Below are 20,145 nucleotides of genomic sequence, written 5' to 3'. Positions count from 1 at the left end.
GGCCTCCTCGCACTTCTCTTTGTAATGCGTTTCCAAAGAAACCTATTATTTAACACAATACTGGTCAAACCATTTTTTGGCTAAATCCGCTACCTCACTTAATTTTCCAGGCTCTTCAAATAAATGCGTCGCCTCAGGGACTATTTTCAATTGGGTGATGCAGTTCATTTGTGACATTGCTTGCTGATTGAGATCAATCACCACATCATCATAACCTCCGACAATAAGTAAAGTAGGTGTTTTGACTTGAGGTAAATAATTTCTTGCCAAATCGGGTCTGCCACCACGAGATACGATCGCATTGATGAACTTAGGTTCTTGTGCTGCTGCTACAAGTGCCGCCCCACCTCCTGTGCTTGATCCAAATAAACCGATTGGGAAATGGTATGCTGCTAATTCCTTTGTACACCAATGAATGACATCAATAAGTCGAGAAGCTAATAAATGAACATCAAAACGGAATTCGCGAGTCACATTATCAATGATGTCTTCTTGTGATGTAAGCAGATCAAAGAGCAAAGTAGCGTATTCCCCTTCATTCAAAGTACTTGCCACATATTGGTTGCGATTACTGAATCGACTGCTTCCACTTCCATGTACAAAAATCACAATCCCTTTCGCTTCTTCAGGTATAAATAAAAAACCATTCAGATAAACATTTTTACTGGGAATTGTTACGGGATGTTGAATGTCTGTAGTATAGGTATCCATGAGCATTCCTTTCCTGAACCTATCATTACTCCAAGTATAGACTTGTTCAAATGATTTTTTAGTAAATAGCTCAGAATTTGCAGGTATCCCCTAAAGAAAAAAATGACTCTTACTGCTCACGACATAAACCAATAAACTAGCCCACCGCTTACAAGCATGCCAAGTAATAATAATGTAGATTGCAAAGCAAAACGCATGGGGGTCAAACTCCATAAAAGCACTATTTTAGATATAAAACTAGCCCCGATCGCAGCATACAGCATCAAAGATGCTTGATCGAGTTGCACTTTTTCTCCCAAATAAAGTAAAGCAGTTGCTAAAGAAATACCATGAATTTCAAGGAGTCCACCCAAAAATGAAATCAATAACACCCCTTGAATTGAAACGATGCGTTTTGCCATAGCCACAAGTAGTAACAATAATCCAATAAGAATCGAAGTACGTAGTATTGATAACAAATTCAGCGGCATAGCTAATAAAGTAAAATCATGCTTTGTTTTTTTTTGATTACGAAGCAAAATCACTGTGAGTAGAATTCCTGTGCTCATCATCGCTATGAGTGGTCCAATAATTGAAACCAGTAAAATTGGTGAAGCGACAAAAATGATAATAATCACATCAACCAGCATTGCCACTGTAGCAAGCAGGCCAGAAGCTAAAATAGCAGACACCGACTGAGGGTATTTTTTTAATGTGTTGTGGACTTGGGCAAAAACAGCAGTACTCGAAACCAATCCCCCCATAAAACCGCTTAATGGAATGCCTAAACGTTCGCCAAATAGATGGATTGCGACATAACCACACAATTGAATACCAGCAACCGTTGCAATCAATAAACCAAACGCTTTGGGATTAAAAAACTGCCAAGGATCAATCGTTCGATCAGGAAGAAGCGGCAGAATTCCCAAAGTAAAAATGACCAATACAATTACGGTTTCCATTTCATGGGGTTTGAATTTTTTCCGCGCCAAAAGATGGAGTCTTTTTCGTTCAATCAGTATGAGTAAAATGATAGCGCTCAGGGTAATTGCTACTAAAGGCAAGCTAGGTACCATATAACCAAGACAAAAAATAACGCCTGCAGTAATCTCTGTTAAAGCACCAATAGTACTGTTTTTCCTTTGATTCGTACTGATTTGAAAATAATTGAGCAGTAATATACCAAACACAAAAGCACTTGCAGTAATCGTTAGTCCAGTTTGGTTAATGGTGGCAATTAAAGTTCCCAGAATCGATAATAGGGTGAATGTTCTAACACCAATAAATTGAGCCCCTTCTGGATGGCTACGTTCACGCTCAATGCCAATCAGAAGCCCAATCAGAAGCGATATAATAAATGATGTCAGTATCTCTAACATAATGCACACTTCCCTGGCTCTATTTTTATAAGTTCGCACTACGTTCCAGGCATTGGCGGTATTTACTAAATTGAAATCTTCTTAATAAATGGATTATAGTACATCTATACCTAATTTAAGTAGGGGCGTTTACAATTCGCTAGCTTGAGCCCTAATGCTGTGATTTTATGTGCTCCGAAACGCAGCATACACGAAGTATGTGAGTATCGGAGCACATAAAATCACAGCATTGAGGCCAAGATACTAGAATTGTAAGCAGCCCCTAATTTGCGTTTAAAAATAAGGGTGGATTATTCATGGATAATAGAAATCCCTGGGCTTTAAACGTCCCGATTGATTCTTTTTTCTTCGACTGTGATGGGACCCTTTCCCTGATTGAGGGGATTAATGTACTTGCAACGATGAATGGCGTTGCACAACAAGTACACCAGATTACTGCACGATGTATGGGAAAGACCGGCATGACGCCCGATGATTATCGGCAGCGTTTGGTCTATGTTCAGCCCACACGCAAACAGGTTGAGGAATTAGCAGAACACTATAAGCAACATACAGCTCCTGGAGCACAAGAACTCATCCAGTTATTGCATCGTTTGCATAAAAAAATTTACATCATTTCTGCAGGAATTAAAGCGGCAGTTGTCCCATTTGCGCAAATGTTAGGTATTCCCCCAAGTAATGTCCTTGCGGTGGAAGTTTCTTTTGATGAAGAAGGCAACTATCAAGGGTTTGATGAGCGGAGCAATATGACCCAAGGCAATGGTAAAGCCCTAGAAATTGCCTCAGTACTGAAACCCGGTGAGCGTTCCTTATTAGTTGGTGATGGAATGAGTGACTGGGAGGCTCGAGAAACAGTAACCCGATTTATTGGTTTTGCTGGTCTAAGCCCTAAAGAATGGGTGAAAAACCATACCAATTTTTATATCACCAATACAAGCTTTTACCCAATAATTCCTTTGGGATTAACACAAGACGAGTTGAGACAGTTGTCTTCACAAGACTATGCATATTATGAGCAAGGACTTACGGAAATTTACAATTCTGTTGTTCTGATCAAGGGGAATGACCATGTTCACTATTCAGGTTCTTGATAATATATCACCTCAAGGCTTAAGTTTATTTCATCCTGATCTTTATCAATTAGGCCTTAACCCTATTGATCCTGATGTTATTTTAGTACGTTCTCATAAATTACATGAGCACCCGTTTGACAAAAACTTAAAGGCAGTTGCCCGAGCTGGCACAGGTACGGACAATATCCCTGTTGAGGTACTTACACATTTGGGTATCCCAGTATTTTATGCTCCTGGAGCAAATGCCAATGCTGTCAAAGAATTGGTGATGGCTGCCATGATAATGGGTTACAGGCATTTAGATGAAACCCGCACCTTTATTACTGAGTTGTCAAAAGAAAATAATCAATCATTAAGTCGAGAAATAGAAACTAAAAAGAAGAAATTTGTTGGCCATGAGATTTCAGGTAAAACATTAGGCGTCATTGGTTTAGGTACTATCGGCGTTAAAGTAGCTAATGCAGGACTGGCTTTAGGCATGAAGGTATTGGGTTTTGATACCAACATGACCCTAACTAATGCGCTCGCATTGATGCCCGGGGTTGAAAAAGTCTTGGATATGAATGAGTTGCTTGTCCATGCAGATATTATTACGCTGCATATCCCTTTAAATACGACTACCACACATTTAATTAATGAAGAAAATATTACGCTTGTTAAACCGCATACCCTTTTACTTAATTTCTCTCGCGAACAAATAGTAAGTGAAGCAGCTATTTTGCAACAATTGAATAATCAGAATCTCATGGGCTATATTACCGATTTTCCAACAGTTAATTTAGCTGGACACCCAAGTGTCTTGTGCTTTCCCCATTTGGGAGCAAGCACACAGGAAGCAGAACAGACTGCAGCAGAAATGGTAATTCGCAATATTTGTAATTATCTGGAATATGGAATTATCGAGTATTCGATTAATTTTCCTAATATATCCCTCTCTGCTACTCAAATATCTAATTGTTACCGTCTACTGGCTATCAATAAAAATATTCCGGGGGCTATGGGTAAAATCACTCAGAACATATCAAAACTTGGATACAATATTGAACAGATGGAAAATAAATCACGTGGACCAATTGCTGTGAACCTTATCGATATATCTGGCCCCAAAGAATCTCTTCACAAACTGTGTGATCAATTGAAGCATATTTCCAATTTAATCAATATTCGACTGGTTTCAAGCTACCAAAAATAGGCCCGTATACACTACTCACCCAGGCCTAATGCCCACGCTTTATGCGCGGCATTCAGTCAATAACGATTGAATTATTCAAAATCACCGGCTCCCACGCGCAAAGCGCGGTAAGTTGGCATCTTGAGTCAATTATCAACAAGCCAAAGTAAAAAAATGTATTATTTTTTTTGAAAAACGCTATTTTCTTTACTACACTTTTTACATGTTATTCCCTTATTGAGATATTTTTACTCTATTTTTATAAGGATTGCTGTGCATAATATTGAGTTACTCGCCATTCGTCACAAAACAAATGGTATGGCAGTTTGTTTAAAGCCAAAAATTCCTTACATTATCACCCCGTCTCTGGTTCATGAGGTTCGGAAGTTACAAAATAAAATAGCGGAGCAATACTACACCAAACCATGGGATGGAATTTATTATATTCTCTGGTATTTACATTATGATACCGCACCATGGAAGGGGTTGGACTTTCATTTTATTCATGAAGCATTACTCAGTCATCATGAGCATCAAATAGAGCACTACATTGAAAATGTATTTGAATTGCTTTTTATTAATTATGTAGGTTTTGGCCTCCCCTTAATTAACTGTTCTATTGTAAACAGGAAGCTCAGTGGCATATCGCAAGATTTTTTCTATGTAAATCGCATCAACTTTATAAAAGGATATAAAGATTTAAATTGCTCAAGCTCTAATAAACTGCCTTTTAGTAAATTGGATTTTGATTCCGAAATAAAAAAAACCTCATTCCCTATTAAAATTTATACACGCAATAATTTTTACTCCTTTGATTCTATTGATTTAAATTCGATGAAAAAAATTCTTCACTCGCATCGATATGCCCCCATTCCCCAGCCGCAGCAAAATCAAATAAAGCTCATGTTCAATCAAATTAGCCAAGAAACGATTGCTAAAATTTATCAATTAGCCTCAGAAAAGATCCATTTAATTGAACGCTTTGCTTTGATTCAATCCTTAGCAAATAAATCTGGATGAAGACATACCTTGTAGCCTGGGTGCAGCGCAGCGAAACCCGGGGTTAAGAACACTCTTTCATATCAAGAAGCCCGGGTTTCGCTGCGCTGCACCCAGGCTACAAAACTGCAATGCAATAGAGTATAATATGGAAAAATTTTATACAATAAAGGTTAATCGATGTTTGGGCTGAATGATAAAGTAGGTAAATCCTTTTTTAAAGAAGCGAAATCCGATGAACTCTTTGTTACCAGTCGTTTTTTTACGTTACAGGGAGAAGGGCCTTTTCGTGGTCATCCTGCATACTTTATCCGTTTAGCTAAATGCAATTTAGCGTGCTCTTTTTGTGATACTTATTTTGATACAGGCGAATGGCTAGATTTTAACTCCTTACTGGAAGAAGCAGACACAGTCATTCAGGCTTTTTTCCAAAAACGTAACCTTCCTACACCTTCTTGGGCACAAGGGTTTGCTAAAAAAATGGTTCTGGTGATTACTGGTGGAGAACCTTCATTGCAAGAAAATTTATCTGCTTTTTTAGAAAAAGCCCAACCCTATTTCCAAAATACCCAAATTGAATCGAATGGTATTTCCATTCTACCGGATCTTCCCAAAAATACGACTCTAGTCGTCAGCCCCAAATGCCTGGAAAAAGAGGGTAAAACTATCCGTTATCTGGAACCAAATACCAAAATGTTAGAGCGTGCTGATTATTTGAAATTTGTTATGTCTGCACCTGAAGACAATCAATATACGCCCTATAGCGAAATACCTACATGGGCACATGAGTGGGCTGAAAAAACAAAAAAACACGTTTTTGTGAGCCCCATGAATAGATACCAAAAAGAACCACAGCGTGTTAAAGCAATTCGCGATAATGGGCGTGATCTGAATTTAGAAGAACGTTCTGAAATCAATGAAGTAGTCAGCTTTTGGGAACCTGGCCTTTTAAATCTGGAAAAAAATCAACGCAATCATGAATATGCCGCTGAATATTGCATGAAATATGGGTTTATTCTTAACTTACAAATCCATCTGTTTGCAAGCTTACCCTAATTGTAGCCTGGGTGCAGCGCAGCGTAACCCGGGGTTACGGAGCATGATTTCCTATCTGGAACCCGGGTTACGGCTTGCGCCTTCACCCAGGCTACAAAACTTTCTTATTAACCCGTAGACACCATGTCATGCCCACAACATGTCGGTGATTTAATTTGTCCACATCCATTAGGACATTTTGCTACTTGAACGTGACCATTCTCAGTTTTGACAACATCACTTACTAATTGTGCATTGCATTTGCTGCAAGTTAAATTTTTAACACCCATTCCACATTTATGACACTTGTATTCCATAACAAACCTCCTACAAATAAATTGATTATTCAATATAGGCATAAATTATGAACTTTTAAAACCCAAGATCACCTAGGGTTTACCCCTAATGCGGCATTTAATGCCTCATCAATATGATGTTCATCAAATACTTGTACACCGTGCTGCATCAACAGCGCTGCGGTAACACCTTCTCCCTGCATCAATGTATGCGAAAAGGTCCCATCATAAATCATCCCAGATCCACAAGAAGGGCTCCGTGCTTTTAAAATAGCGACACGTATATGATGTTTTTTTACAAGCTCAAGCGCTTTTTGTGCACCTTGTAGATAAAAATCAGTAACATCCTGATTATCATTTGTTTTTACTAAAGCGATTTTCTTCAAGACATCTACACCCGATTTTTTATTTTGAATCTCAGCTGGAGGTCTTGGTGTAGGTAAGCCCCCGGCCATTTCCGGGCAAATTGTGACTATATTGCCCTCGTTAAACCATTGCTGCAACAGAGGATGGTTTTGCAAACAATCACTACCATCATAGCGAACTTTTTGGCCAAGAAGACAAGCACTCATCAGTATTTTAGGCATAAAAATCTCTCCAACAATAAGTCTGGGCTGTTATAACTTAAGCCTTCGCAACCTCAGTGCATTAAAAATCACCGAAACGGAACTTAATGCCATCGCGGTTGCAGCGATGATAGGATTGAGTAATAGTCCTGTTAACGGATACAGCACTCCTGCAGCTAACGGAACACCTAATCCATTATAAATAAAAGCAAAGAATAAATTCTGACGTATGTTGCTCATCGTAGCGCGGGATAAATGATGTGCTTTAACGATGCCACCCAAATCACCATGCAACAAAGTAATACCTGCACTCTCAATTGCTACATCAGTACCTGTACCCATTGCAATACCAATATCGGCGATTGCCAAAGCGGGGGCATCATTTACCCCATCCCCCGCCATTGCTACAATAAGGCCTTTGTCTTTCAACTCACTGACGACACGACGTTTCTCTTCAGGCATAATTTCAGCAATCACATTTTTTATCCCTAATTGCTCTGCAACAGATTTTGCAGTTTTTTGACTGTCTCCAGTCAGCATATAGATTTCAATCCCATTTTTTTGCAGTTCATCTATGGCCTGAGGTGTACTTGGTTTAATTGGATCTTCAACTGCTAAAATTGCCACTGTTTCACCCTCTATAGCCATAAACATCACCGTTGCTCCTTGAGCACGTAACTCATCTGCTCTCTCAATTAGCGCGGTTTGGCCACTTCCATATTGTTGCATCAACTGCAGATTCCCAAGTGCAATATGTGATTCATTGACCGTACCAATGACACCTTTACCTGGCACCGCTTCAAAATCCACTACTGTGCCTAGCGACATCTGTTTTTCTTTGGCAACAGTTGTGATTGCATTTGCAAGTGGATGCTCACTTTGGCGTTCCATGGTGGCCGCTAAAGCCAATATTTCATCCGTTTCAAATTCTTTATCGGTAATAATTTGGGTTAATTTGGGGCGACCAAGCGTGAGGGTGCCGGTTTTGTCCACAACCAGTACCTTAACCTTCTCCATCTGTTCCAGCGCCTCAGCATTTTTGACTAATACGCCATTCTGTGCCCCTTTACCAACACCAACCATAATGGACATGGGCGTCGCTAAACCTAATGCGCAAGGGCAAGCAATAATGAGCACTGAAACTGCCGCGAGCAAGCCATAGCTCAATGCAGGTGGCGGGCCAATGAAGAACCAAATAATGAATGCAAGTATTGCAATCAAAATCACTGCCGGTACAAACCAACCTGAAACTACATCAGCTAATCGTTGAATTGGAGCGCGACTGCGTTGCGCTTCGCTCACCATCTGTACAATATGGGATAACATGGTGTCACCACCAACATGTTCTGCCCTCATCACGAAACTTCCATTCTGGTTTATGGTAGCGCCAATCACTTTTGACCCCACTTCTTTGTTGACTGGCATTGACTCTCCGGTGACCATTGATTCATCCACATTACTGCGTCCTTCAAGTACTTCTCCATCCACAGGAATTTTTTCACCTGGACGAACACGAAGCTTATCCCCAACCTGTACGTGATCCAGGGTCACTTCCTCATCATTACCATTTGGATCAATTCGACGTGCGCTTTCGGGAGCTAAACTCAATAAAGCTCGTATCGCACCACCCGTTTGTTCTCGAGCTTTTAATTCCAATACCTGTCCGATCAGTACCAAAGTAGTAATCACTGCAGCCGCTTCAAAATAAACATTGATTAATCCCTGGCGGCGAAGAGCGATGGGAAAAATACCTGGGAATATCAAAGCAATGGTACTGTAAATCCAAGCAACTCCTATCCCCAGTGCAATAAGGGTAAACATATTCAGCTGACGGGTTTTCAATGAGATAAAGCCACGCTGAAAAAAGGGCAAGCCACACCATAAAACTACAGGGGTTGCTAATACAAACTGAATCCAGGCAGAACTATTGGCTGAAATCAAATGGAACAGATGCCCACCCATTTCAAATAAAACCACAGGGATACTCAAAATAAGTGCCAGCCAAAAGCGATGCTTCATGCTTTTGTATTCAGGATTTTCTTGTTCCGCAGATACCGTTTCTGGTTCTAAAGCCATACCACAAATTGGACAATTTCCAGGGCCAGATTGACGGATCTCTGGATGCATAGGACAGGTGTAAATTCCAGTTTTAATTCCATGTTCATCTGGACTATGTTGCTGATGCATAGAATCATGTTGATGACATGCCTTGTGCGAATTTGCTGATGCTGAAGGGCTTTTGTGGTGTTGATGCTCGTGATCACAATGTTCATGTTTCATAATTCACTGTTCCCTTATTTGCGCCATGTTTATCCCATTGACGAACCAATACCCTTCTCCCTAGGGAAGAAGATTTATGATCAATAAAAGCATAGCCCAAATCCGCATCAATAAGCCTAATTTGAACTAGAATATCAATACATTATCGAATTAAATCTTCAATAGTTCATCCATAATTTTCTAAGACTTAATTATCCAGTTGTTCTACTCACTCATAAAATCAACAATTCTACATTCATCATTCTTTAGTAAAATGGTCATGGTACGATTCAATTCGTGAGCTATTTGATCTTTACAGTCTTTCGTTAAGGGTCCATTAATCGACAGTCGATATTCACCATATTGATCTTTTGTAAAATACAACCATAACGCTTCATTACCTATTGGACGATCCACACTGCCATAATGATTAGGGGTGCTGGAATCAAGGCCTTCAAAATTCATATCCCGAGACCCTTTGATAAAAAAGTTTGCTGTAATGTTAATAACTGTTCTTAAGCTCGCTGGTTTTTGCAGTGACAGATTTAACTTAAATAATTTATTGAGGGAATTCTTAGCTCGAATTTCTAGTTGACGCCATTGTACCCGACTTAGACTCCTAAGTTGATAATCCACTACAATTGAATTAAGTTTGCTTTTTTTAAAGTGTTTCGCAAGAGTTAATTTATTACAGATGTAGATCAAATATTGACCGAATGATAATCGAGATCCTTTTAGCCCCGTACTTTTAATGGCATAGGTACATTTTTGATAAGGAGCTGTGATTAAGAACTGTTCCTCAATTGATTTAAGAAAATCAATAAATTTATATTCTTCATTTAAGGTAATATTTATCATTTTATATTCTGTAAACAAGCCAATAACCGATTGGTAATGACTCCCTTCTCTGCCACTATGCAGTATCGTAATGGGTATTTTCTTTTGACTGCTGAGTTTGTAGAAAACTATTTGGCACGCAGCAATTAAACCAGTACTCACATTAATATTTTTTTCCTGGTGCCAACTCTTAAATTGTTCAACCAGTTGAGCATCTATAGGGTAATGAAATAAATTTTGGGATTGGTTGGCTGCATCTGGCAAGTGATGTGCACGTCCGAAACTCAACCTTTGAAAATTTTTATTATAAACTCGCCAAAAATCAATTTTATCGTGCAGATCTTTTTCATAATAAGCATTATTTTGTTTTACAAATTCAAAATAGTTATGTTTTTCTGGTACAGGCACAAGATTCTTGCCCCGCAGAAGGGTTGCGTAATTTTTCCTAAATTGATCGAATAGAATTCTGTACGAAGGATCATCAAGTATAATATGAGGTATCATGATGTGTAACTCATGCAGATCATGACTCAATTTATAAAGATAAACTCGAATCAGTGGGGGTTCCGTTAGGGGAATCAACTGCATTATATTTTCATAAAATTCGTTGTTCAATTCATCCTGATCATAGTCTAACGAAATGTCTTCATAGATTAACTTGAATTGCCCCTGTTTCTTCAATGTTTGAATCGGTACCTCTTTGTTAAAACTCAACCAAAATACACTATTTTGTTGTATGGTAAAATCAAAAGCCTGATACAAGTATTTCTTATTAAGATTACCTCGTAGCTGTATCTGCATACCACAATTGAAACTAGAACCCAGTTTGTTGAATACCCAAAATACGTATTGAGTATCACACAAAGCGACTGGCTCCTCATCTGGATGAGTAGCAGGCAGGGATGCCGGTGCATTGGCAAAGAGCTTCTGGAGTTCATCGGCAATGTTTTTGGCGATTTTATCGATGCGAGGTTCATTAATAAAATATTCAATGGGCAGACTCAGGGCTGGCGCACCCAACTTATCATGAATACGGTTTCTAAACTCCAATGCCATCAGCGAGTCCATGCCCAAGGCGAAGAGGTCATTTTTGCTGCCCACCTCCTCACCATGGCCTAAGCCCAAAACCTCAGCGGCAATCTCGCCTAAGGAATGGCGCAAAAGGGCTACCCGTTCTTTGGCATCATGGCGATAGAGCAAGGCCAAAAAGGGCTTCTCAGCCGGCACGCTCTTCGCCACCAGCGCCGATAACTCCAGTGAGTGCGGGGTGGTTTTGCAATAAACATCCCAATGCATCGGACAGACTGCAATTTGCGGCAGCTGACTGGGCAAGAGCACATCCAACACGTTGATGCTCTCGGGATTTAAGGGGATAAAACCGCGTCGCGTCAGTGACTCAACATTCTTGGCGGCCATACCCAGGGTGTGAAAAGCCCCCCAGTTAATCGCCAGTGCCGGTAAGCCTTGCTGGTGACGCAGGTGTGCCAGGCCATCTAAAAAGCCATTCGCCGCCACATAGTTGGCCTGACCTCTGGAGCCTAAGAGGGATGCCGTCGAGGAAAACAGCACAAACCAGTCCAGATGCAGCTTTTGGGTGAGTTGATGCAGAATCAGGGCGCTGTCCATTTTGGCACGCAAGACCTCCTGTACCGCCTGCTCCCTTAAATTGACCAGCAACTCATCGCGAAGCACGCCAGCCAAATGAAAGACGCCTCTTAGGGGGTGGGCGCTGTGTTCGATGTCCTTGATGAGCTGCTGCATACGCTGCAGGTCACTGGCATCAAGGGCATAATGGGTGATGGACACCTGCTTTTTGCGCGCCTGCTCAATGAGCGCCTGGGTTTCCTGGGTACATGCTGAGCGGCTGGTAATGATTAGATGTTTGGCACCGCGGTGCATGAGGTAGTCGATTAAGGGTTTGCCCAAACCGCCCGTACCGCCGGTAATGAGGTAACTGGCTTCTCTATCCAGTAAGACTTCGTGGGGCTCTGAAGGCACGGGCAGCTCTTTTTTCTTCAGCCTGGGGACATAAAGGGTATCGCGTACCGCAAATTGGGTTTCAGCACTGGTCGTATGAACGACATAGCGCAACACCTCGCTTAGGGTACTGCGTGAGTCTAAATCTATGGTGTAATTTTTAGTGAATTCCAGCTCATTGCTAAAGCTTTTCCAAAAAGCACTCGCCATGGTGTGGTAGGGATTCACCGGATTAGCAGTGTACTTGTCGTTGAGGGCATAGGCGTTTTCAGTCACCAAGATAAAACATGCCGGACGTTGTTGAAACATCCGTTGACACCAATGAATGAGTTCATTAAAGTGGTCCTGCTCGTACAGGAATACGATGTGTTTCTCCGCCACATCCTCCAGTTGGCGGTCCTCCTCAATCAGCTGATACTGAAGTCCCCCTAATACTTTTTGGGCGCGCGCCGCATCGTGAGCAATCACCCACAGCTTGGGCATGGCCGCACTGCTCGGCACCGTGCTATTGAGCGGATTCCAGGTGCGGTCGTACAGATGCTGTACGGCCAAGTCATAAGCACTCAAATGAGGTGTCGATGCTTTTTTTTCCAGCCAAAATTCACGGCGTTCAAATGCATAATTGGGTAAGATAACTTTGCGATACCCCCCAGCGGGGTCGGTGTAGTAAGCCTGCCAATCCACGTCTTTACCGTGCAGGTATTCGCTCACCAGTGCCTGAAGCTCGGGGTCATGCACCTCCAGGGCCTTCTTGTTTTGAGTCGAGGCAAACGCACCCTGCTGCATCAGTTGACTGGCTTCAAGCGTGCTTTGGGCAGCGACTGCCAGGCGATACGCATAATGCTCCCTACAGCTGGCGGCGGTAAAACAGATGTCGCGAAACTCATAGTGGCTTGTGGCGAGATACTGTTGATAACGTTGGGCCAGATGGTCCAAAGCAGTCTGGCTTTTGGCGGATAAAACCAGGACTTGTGTTTGTGCCGTCAGGTTCTTCTTTGGCGGTGTTTGTGTCGGAAATTCCTGCACAATGACGTGGGCATTGGTGCCGCTAAACCCAAACGCATTCACCCCGGCGCATTTGAGAGGGGTAGGGCTGTGCCAATCCATGGTGTGTAAGGCAAGACGAGTCTCATCCAGTTGAATCTTGGGATTTAAGCGTTGAAAATTGATGTTTTTATAAAGACGCCCTTTTTGTAAACTCAAGATGACTTTAATCATACTGGCAACACCGGCAGCACTTTCCAGATGGCCTAAATTGGTTTTCACAGCCCCCAGATACAAGGGATTGTTCTCACCACGCGATGTGCCATAGACTTGGTTTATGGCATGCACCTCAATGGGGTCGCCAAGCGGGGTGCCTGTGCCGTGCGTCTCAATGAAACTGATGTCACTGCTCGCTAAGGACGTCTGGCTTAAGGCCTTGCGCATGACTGCTTCCTGACTTTTCCCATTCGGGACAGTGAGTCCTGCTGTCTTGCCATCATTACTGACGGCAGAGGCTTTAATCACCGCTAAAATCGAGTCCTTATCACGCAGGGCATCACCGAGCCGTTTCAAAAACAACACCCCACACCCTTCCGCACGCACATACCCATCCGCATGCTCGTCAAAGGTTTTGCATTGACTCTCTAAAGATAACGCTTTGGCTTTGCACAAATTAACAATACTTTCGGGACGTAATAACACATTCACCCCGCCCGCCAGCGCATAATCGATTTCCCGAGTTTTTAAGCCTTGACAGGCATAATGAATCGCGACTAAGGACGAAGAACACGCCGTATCAAAGCTCACTGCCGGGCCCTTGAAGTCAAACGTGTAGGTGACGCGTCCAGGAATCATATTCAATGCCTTACCCGTAACCGCAAACATCCCCATCTCGTCCGGAGCCAATCCGACGTGTTCCAGCTGCGAATAATATTCATGCGACGCACCCACCCCAGCATAAACCCCGGTTAAACTGCCCCGTAAAGAATGCACAGAGTAATTGGCATTTTCCAAAGCCTGATAACACTGCTCCAAAAAAAGACGTTGTTGGGGGTCCATCAAGGATGCTTCTCGTGGACTAATCCCGAAAAACGAAGCATCGAATGCTTTAATATGCTCAATGAGCCCAAGCTTCGTGATGTAAGATTTGCCCGGCGCATCCGGATTGGGGTCATAATAGAGTTGATTGTCCCAGCGCTCGAGAGGAATTTCTTTCACACCGCTTAACCCCTGTTCAAGCAGAGTCTCGAAGGCAGTAACATCAGGTGCATTCGGCAGGGTACAGCTCATGCTGATAATGGCAATCGAGTCGTCAGAAACCTCTGGAGATGACTGCAACACATGCGTTTGAATGAGGCTCTTTTCCAATTCCGATTCAACGTATTGGGAGAGTTTGCTTATGGATGGATAATCAAAGCCAATCGTAGCGGTTACATTAAGATAGGGTTTCAGCTTTTCCTTCAGCCTGGTCGCTATTTCAGTGACCATTAACGAATCAAAACCAAGTTCAAAAAATCCTTCGTGCTCTTCCAATTCCTCTGTTTCGGGTAACCCCAAAATTTCTTTACAGAGTGCAGAGACCATGTTCTTGCATGCAGTACCTTTTTGATCATCGTTCATCTTCGAGTAATCATTCAGCCAGGGCGATACGTTTTCATTAGCTTCGTATTCGACCTCAACCCCAGTCAGATCATGGGTCAGATCTTGATAAAATAAAGGTCGTGGTTTTGGAACAAAATCCAACATAAACTTGAGGTATTCAGGTGATATAATGGTGACATGGGATAATGGACTATTGATTAAATAGTGAATCAACGCACGCCCTTGATCATTATGAATGAATGCCTGTTTTAGACCTTGGTCGCGCGCTCGTTTTTCAGCCATACCCGCTTCAGCCCAAGGCCCCCATTGAATTGCGGTACCCACTAAACCCAAGCGGCGACGTTCTGCAATTAAGGCGTCTAAAAAACTATTAGTGGCACTGTATGCTGATTCTTTGTTGCTTCCAAATACCGAGGAAACAGAAGAGTAAACGACAAAAAAATCCAGGTCACAATGCTGGCTTAACTCATGCAAGTACCAACCGCCTTCTACCTTTGCAGAAAATAAAGAGTCAATGTCTTCATCCTGATGCTCAAGCAATGGCGCATTCAGTGAGGCACCGGCAGCATGAATAATCCCCCTTAACAAGCCATCTGCGTTACTCTCTAATAACAAACTACGTAGTTTTTCTTTATCTGTAATATCTAAACCCATCGTACGAATTATTTGATTTGGGTAGCGGGATTGAATTTTTTTAATCTGTGCGTTTAATTCGGGCGTATCCACATGCCTTGAGACAAGAATTAATTCTTTGGCACCAACAGACAGTAAGGCTTGCGCGGTCACCAGACCTAAGCCACCACAGCCCCCTGTGATAAGATAACGGCCTTCGCCCCATAGTGATCGTTTTTTGTCGGGCAGTGTCGTTCTTTTTAAGCGGGAGACCCATCGCTGGCCATGACGATACGCAACGACATGCTCGTAATTTTGGCCATGGTTATAATGAATTTCATGAACCACCTGCGCCGGAAAATAACCTTCATCGTGTTGATCCAAATCGATGAGAATGGTTTGATATTGAGGTAATTCCAAAACTAAAGTCTTGCAAAATCCCAAGAGCACGCTGCCATCAAGGTTGAGTAGGTCGCCGGTAAGCTCTGGTATCGCGTTGGTCGTGAGGACTATAAGCTGTAATTCAATTGCTTTTTGTTGTAACTCTTTAACCAGGCCCAATAATTTTTTTAGCGTGTTCTTTTGTAAATCGATATGAGTCTCAATATCCTTTGCTGGCATTGCATCGATATCCGCTGCAAAAATAACTCCTTCCAACGTGTCTAATGCGGGGTTATCGTCATCGAGAACAATTGGTAATCCCTGTTCTATAAAACCAGTGGCTAAATGTTTGGCCCCCATTAAAAGCCAAGGCTTGCCTGACATTTTGCGATAATGTTTCTCTGTGGGTTGATTCTGCCACTCCAAGTGGAAGCTCCAATCCTGAGGCACCGGCGTATCATCTGCTGTATTGTTATCCTCTTTATCATGCCAATACGCTTTTCGATCAAAAAAGTACAATGGCAAATCGACTTGATTGTACGAGTCCCGGTTATTAGCGAGCCTGATGTTGGCTCCTGAACGATACTGCTCATAAATTTGCTGTGCATCATATTCTATAATTTTGATGTCTTTTTTTAGGGTTACTTTATTCAGCTCATATGCTTCTGATTCAATTTGTTTAATTAATGCTTCTTTGTTGTTGGCAATGATGGCGCAACGAAATTTATAATGGTCCCGACAATTGATTAAGGTGGAGCACACATCACGCAGGCTTACGGAGGATTCCTTTAAATAGTGCAGGTGGCTTGCTAGCATCTGCTTCAATGAGTATTCACTGTGTGCTGAAATAACAAAACACTCGGGTTCATCGTGATGCGCAATGGATGGGTTTAATGCCAAAACGGGTGGTTCTTCAATAACTGCGCTCACATTCGTACCTGTAAAACCAAAATTGGATACTTGCGCGTACCTTTTTTTATTGGCATGTTTCGCGAAAGGTATCGCTTGAACGGGGAGAAGAGCCGGGATACTCTCAGGGTCAATCGATGAGCTTGGTGTGGTGTAATGCAAATTAGCCGGAATGAGTTCATGATTTAATGCGGCAACCACTTTAATGAGGGATGCAATACCTGATGCTGAAATAGTATGTCCCAGATTACTTTTTACTGCACCGATAATTAAGGGACTGTCTTTGGTATGATGACCTTGGTGTATGTGTTGAATCGCATTAAACTCAACCGCATCACCCAAAATCGTGCCTGTTCCATGGGTTTCAATATAGTCAATATCACTTGCTGTCACATGCGCCTGTTCTAATGAGGCCTGGTGCATAGCTATTTGCGCTTCGATATTCGGCGCAGCCATACCCATCCCACCACCACCATCTTGATTCATGACGATGCTTTTAATCACCGCAAGGATTTTATTGTTGTCTTTTAACGCATCACGAAGTCGTTTCACAACCACCACAGCACACCCTTCACTACGTGCATAGCCATCGGCTGCAGCATCAAAGCTGCTGCATTGGCCAACAGCTGAGAGCATATTCGCTTTCGTTACGCCTATAAAAATTTCAGGGCAAAGGCTCAAATGAACTCCACCAACAATCGCCATATCGCACTGCTGATTCCTTAATGCCATCGTGGCAAGATACAGTGCTGACAACGATGAGGAGCAGGCGGTATCCACAGTCATGGATGGACCTTTTAAATTAAGAAAGTGAGACAGTCTTCCTGGTGCAGCACTGTCTGCAGAACCTATATAGGTATAGGCATTAAATGTGATGTGGTCTTTATAATTCAGTTGGCTGTAATCGTGTGTAGAAACGCCACAATATACCCCAGTATTGGAGTTTTTTAATGAATCAAGCGGTAGGTTGGCATGATTTAAAGCTCGAATGGAAACTTCTAAAAAAAGACGTTGTTGCGGATCCATTTGTTTGGCTTCGGTGGGCGATATTTTAAAAAAAGCGGCATCGAATAATTGAGGATCATTCAAAAAACCGCCCTTACGGCTGACTATTTTATTTTCTTTCTGGCGGTCCACGTCATAATATTGATCAATATTCCAGCGATTCCCAGGTACCTCTTTAATTGAAGTCTGTTCTTTGAGCAACATCTCATAAAATGCATCGACATCTTCGACATCCGAATCAACCCCAGGAAATTGACAATTCATTCCAATAATGGCAATCGGTTCGTTCAGTATGTCGTTTATGCTGTTTTGATGTCCTTTTTTTGTATGCATCATGTTACCTCATTCTGTCTTTTCTTTTGTAACAAATAACAAAGATATTTCTGCTGCCCATTTATAAACCCATTATAAGTAACTGAACCCTTCACCGCAGATATGTCACGAACAGCTTGACGCCATATGGGTGAGTAAGTTGCATTAATATGGGCTTTTCGCCTGTCTGACAGACGAGTTAACGAATCAAGAACTTGAGGAGTAATATCATCACGCTTAAGAACTTGTAATCCGGAGGTGCTGATACATTGGTCTAACGATTCCACCTCTGAAGACGGACGTAGATCGGTAAAAGCCATATAACCATCAGGTCGAAGTACACGCTTAACCTCACTAAGAAATTGTTCCATTGAAGGGTAACAATGAGATGATTCTACATTGACAAGCACATCAACACTATCGTCAGGGATAGGTAAAGCGTCTGCACGTCCTTGAATCCAACGCGCATTATCCCATTTGGAATTGCGCTGACATATTTCAATTGCTTTTTCGGACAAATCAATACCAATATAGGAACGAGGCTTTTTATACTGCAATAAGAAGACACCACCAGCACCCTGACCACATCCAACTTCAACAATATCTTTGTTCTGTAAATCGATATCTCTGACAACTCGATGATAGAGTTGGATAAAGTATCGATTCGGTTCATCCTCTGGATTTAACGACAGAATGGTCTCATCATGATACCCATAATTCAGAAAAACACATTGTTTCGCCTTATTATTCGATGCAAATTTATTATAAAGCCACCGGATCAATGCGATGCGTAGAATGGGTGATAACTGCATTAAAAATCGATGTATTTTTCTAAGTTTACTTGCTTTCATTGTATTAGACTGCTCTTTTTGCATAGATCATATATTGGTTCCAATCCAGCTTTTCATAAAGAGGATTTCTATTGACCTTAACAAGATAACCTTGCTCTCGCAAATATGCAGCAAGATGCTCTACCCTGTTATCAATATTATGTACTTCGATACTTAATTGTTTAATCATAGAAAACTGTTCGGGCTTAATGCTTTTTACAACTTCAAATTCCGCGCCCTCAACATCAATTTTCAAAAAATCGATATGTTTTATCGCGTTTTTTTCAATAAAATGGCCAAGTGATGTCAGTTTACACACAACTTTTGTTTCTGCTGTTCGATTTTTAAAGTTCCTTTTAATCAAATAGTGTCGCATAAAAGGTAAAAATTTCAGTTGATAATACAACAACTTATTCCGATATCGGGAAATTTTTAGTAAGGTCTTATAATCTAATAGAGGATTGTAGTTAGAAATCATTTTATCCAGAGGCTTATAGGTTGCTGTCGTAAGATCTCCCCCAAAAAGCGTAAATTCAACAGAACATTCTTCAGTAACATCACCAATTCCCATGTTATATAGGCGAGCTTTCTCTCCAAACGGCGCCAAATTCTTTTTTAGACATCGAAAAGAGATAGGAATGGGTTCAAAACTATAAACCAATGCATCATATTTACATCGACGCAGGGCAAACAGTGAAAAAAGCCCAATATGTGCTCCTACATCCAAAATAATCGAGCCGGGATTTAAAGTGAGAAAATCGGGTAAATACGTTTTTTGATAAAAGATTTCATAAATTAGTCCACGCGTTTCATGCTCACTTATAAAATGCAAATGACCAATTGTAAATTGTTTATTTAAAATTGTATTAGACATTCACTGTTGTCCCATTAAAAGTCTGCATATAAATTAGGCTATAGTTCAGGACAAGCTTCCATCTTACCGCCATTAATATGAGATCTTTTTGGAAAATGAGAGGGCTTTTAAAACTTATCATAATCTAGCCTTTCAATAAATATTATAGTCTAGGTCTTCTAGTTTAGACAGAAGCGCCATTCCTAGCTTATATTTAAAGTAACTACTTTAGAGGTACACGATGCACGCAAAAAAAGGACATCAAGATAATGAAAATGACATCCTAAATGAACCGATTGCCATTATCAGCATGAGCTGTACCCTGCCGAATGCACCTGATGTTACTGCCTTCGAGACTCTGCTTGAACAGGGGTT

At 41.5% G+C, this 20,145-nt stretch carries 11 protein-coding genes and 2 pseudogenes; 4 read left to right on the top strand and 9 right to left on the bottom strand.

Annotation, left to right across the window (positions count from 1 at the left end):
* Nucleotides 1–45: 45 nt before the first annotated feature.
* A complete protein-coding gene (locus Lstg_RS14325; protein WP_058478357.1) occupies nt 46–711 on the bottom strand; it encodes a dienelactone hydrolase family protein in 666 nt (221 codons plus the stop codon).
* A gap of 116 nt (nt 712–827) precedes the next feature.
* A complete protein-coding gene (locus Lstg_RS14320) occupies nt 828–2,069 on the bottom strand; it encodes an MgtC/SapB family protein (protein WP_058478356.1) in 1,242 nt (413 codons plus the stop codon).
* A gap of 296 nt (nt 2,070–2,365) precedes the next feature.
* Here Lstg_RS14320 and Lstg_RS14315 point away from each other — a divergent pair, with 296 nt between their 5' ends.
* From Lstg_RS14315 to Lstg_RS14300, 4 genes are all read left to right on the top strand, one after another.
* Entirely contained in the window at nt 2,366–3,160 is a 795-nt protein-coding gene (locus Lstg_RS14315; RefSeq protein ID WP_058478355.1) for an HAD-IB family phosphatase, read from the top strand.
* A complete protein-coding gene (locus Lstg_RS14310) occupies nt 3,138–4,334 on the top strand; it encodes a 3-phosphoglycerate dehydrogenase family protein (RefSeq protein WP_058478354.1) in 1,197 nt (398 codons plus the stop codon). Before Lstg_RS14315 ends, Lstg_RS14310 begins: the two co-directional genes overlap by 23 nt.
* A 252-nt stretch (nt 4,335–4,586) precedes the next feature.
* The gene (locus Lstg_RS14305) at nt 4,587–5,333 is read left to right on the top strand and encodes a hypothetical protein (RefSeq protein ID WP_058478353.1); all 747 of its coding nucleotides are present in this window, start codon (nt 4,587–4,589) and stop codon (nt 5,331–5,333) included.
* Nucleotides 5,334–5,492: 159 nt separating this feature from the next.
* Nucleotides 5,493–6,368 (top strand): 7-carboxy-7-deazaguanine synthase QueE, encoded by an 876-nt coding sequence (locus Lstg_RS14300; RefSeq protein ID WP_058478352.1) that lies wholly within the window; start codon nt 5,493–5,495, stop codon nt 6,366–6,368.
* Nucleotides 6,369–6,475: 107 nt separating this feature from the next.
* Here Lstg_RS14300 and Lstg_RS14295 read toward each other — a convergent pair whose 3' ends face one another.
* The 7 genes and pseudogenes from Lstg_RS14295 to Lstg_RS14270 form a co-directional block, all read right to left on the bottom strand.
* Entirely contained in the window at nt 6,476–6,664 is a 189-nt protein-coding gene (locus Lstg_RS14295) for a hypothetical protein (RefSeq protein ID WP_058478351.1), read from the bottom strand.
* Nucleotides 6,665–6,732: 68 nt separating this feature from the next.
* Nucleotides 6,733–7,230: a 2-thiouracil desulfurase family protein gene (locus Lstg_RS14290; RefSeq protein WP_058478350.1), complete on the bottom strand. Its 498-nt coding sequence runs from the start codon at nt 7,228–7,230 to the stop codon at nt 6,733–6,735.
* A 30-nt stretch (nt 7,231–7,260) separates the two neighbouring features.
* Nucleotides 7,261–9,489, bottom strand: a complete 2,229-nt coding sequence (locus tag Lstg_RS14285) for a copper-transporting P-type ATPase (protein ID WP_058478349.1) — start codon at nt 9,487–9,489, stop codon at nt 7,261–7,263.
* 204 nt (nt 9,490–9,693) lie between these two features.
* Nucleotides 9,694–12,252, bottom strand: a pseudogene (locus Lstg_RS18215) (SDR family NAD(P)-dependent oxidoreductase); the annotation flags it as partial.
* 795 nt (nt 12,253–13,047) lie between these two features.
* Nucleotides 13,048–18,108: pseudogene (locus tag Lstg_RS18210) on the bottom strand (SDR family NAD(P)-dependent oxidoreductase); the annotation flags it as partial.
* Entirely contained in the window at nt 18,108–18,938 is an 831-nt protein-coding gene (locus Lstg_RS14275; protein ID WP_162264082.1) for a class I SAM-dependent methyltransferase, read from the bottom strand. The pseudogene Lstg_RS18210 and the gene Lstg_RS14275, both read right to left, overlap by 1 nt.
* Nucleotides 18,939–18,942: 4 nt before the next feature.
* Entirely contained in the window at nt 18,943–19,791 is an 849-nt protein-coding gene (locus Lstg_RS14270) for an FkbM family methyltransferase (RefSeq protein WP_058478346.1), read from the bottom strand.
* Nucleotides 19,792–20,145 lie beyond the last annotated feature (354 nt).

Source organism: Legionella steigerwaltii, assembly GCF_001468065.1.
Classification (GTDB): domain Bacteria; phylum Pseudomonadota; class Gammaproteobacteria; order Legionellales; family Legionellaceae; genus Legionella; species Legionella steigerwaltii.
The sequence above is the reverse complement of the archived record's forward strand: the minus strand, read 5'-3'. Positions and strand labels throughout refer to the sequence as shown.

Coding starts and splice junctions, on each gene's coding strand:
- Lstg_RS14325 (WP_058478357.1), bottom strand. CDS start 711: ATGGATACCTATACTACAGACATTCAACATCCCGTAACAATTCCCAGT.
- Lstg_RS14320 (WP_058478356.1), bottom strand. CDS start 2,069: ATGTTAGAGATACTGACATCATTTATTATATCGCTTCTGATTGGGCTT.
- Lstg_RS14315 (WP_058478355.1), top strand. CDS start 2,366: ATGGATAATAGAAATCCCTGGGCTTTAAACGTCCCGATTGATTCTTTT.
- Lstg_RS14310 (WP_058478354.1), top strand. CDS start 3,138: ATGTTCACTATTCAGGTTCTTGATAATATATCACCTCAAGGCTTAAGT.
- Lstg_RS14300 (WP_058478352.1), top strand. CDS start 5,493: ATGTTTGGGCTGAATGATAAAGTAGGTAAATCCTTTTTTAAAGAAGCG.
- Lstg_RS14295 (WP_058478351.1), bottom strand. CDS start 6,664: ATGGAATACAAGTGTCATAAATGTGGAATGGGTGTTAAAAATTTAACT.
- Lstg_RS14290 (WP_058478350.1), bottom strand. CDS start 7,230: ATGCCTAAAATACTGATGAGTGCTTGTCTTCTTGGCCAAAAAGTTCGC.
- Lstg_RS14285 (WP_058478349.1), bottom strand. CDS start 9,489: ATGAAACATGAACATTGTGATCACGAGCATCAACACCACAAAAGCCCT.
- Lstg_RS14275 (WP_162264082.1), bottom strand. CDS start 18,938: ATGAAAGCAAGTAAACTTAGAAAAATACATCGATTTTTAATGCAGTTA.
- Lstg_RS14270 (WP_058478346.1), bottom strand. CDS start 19,791: ATGTCTAATACAATTTTAAATAAACAATTTACAATTGGTCATTTGCAT.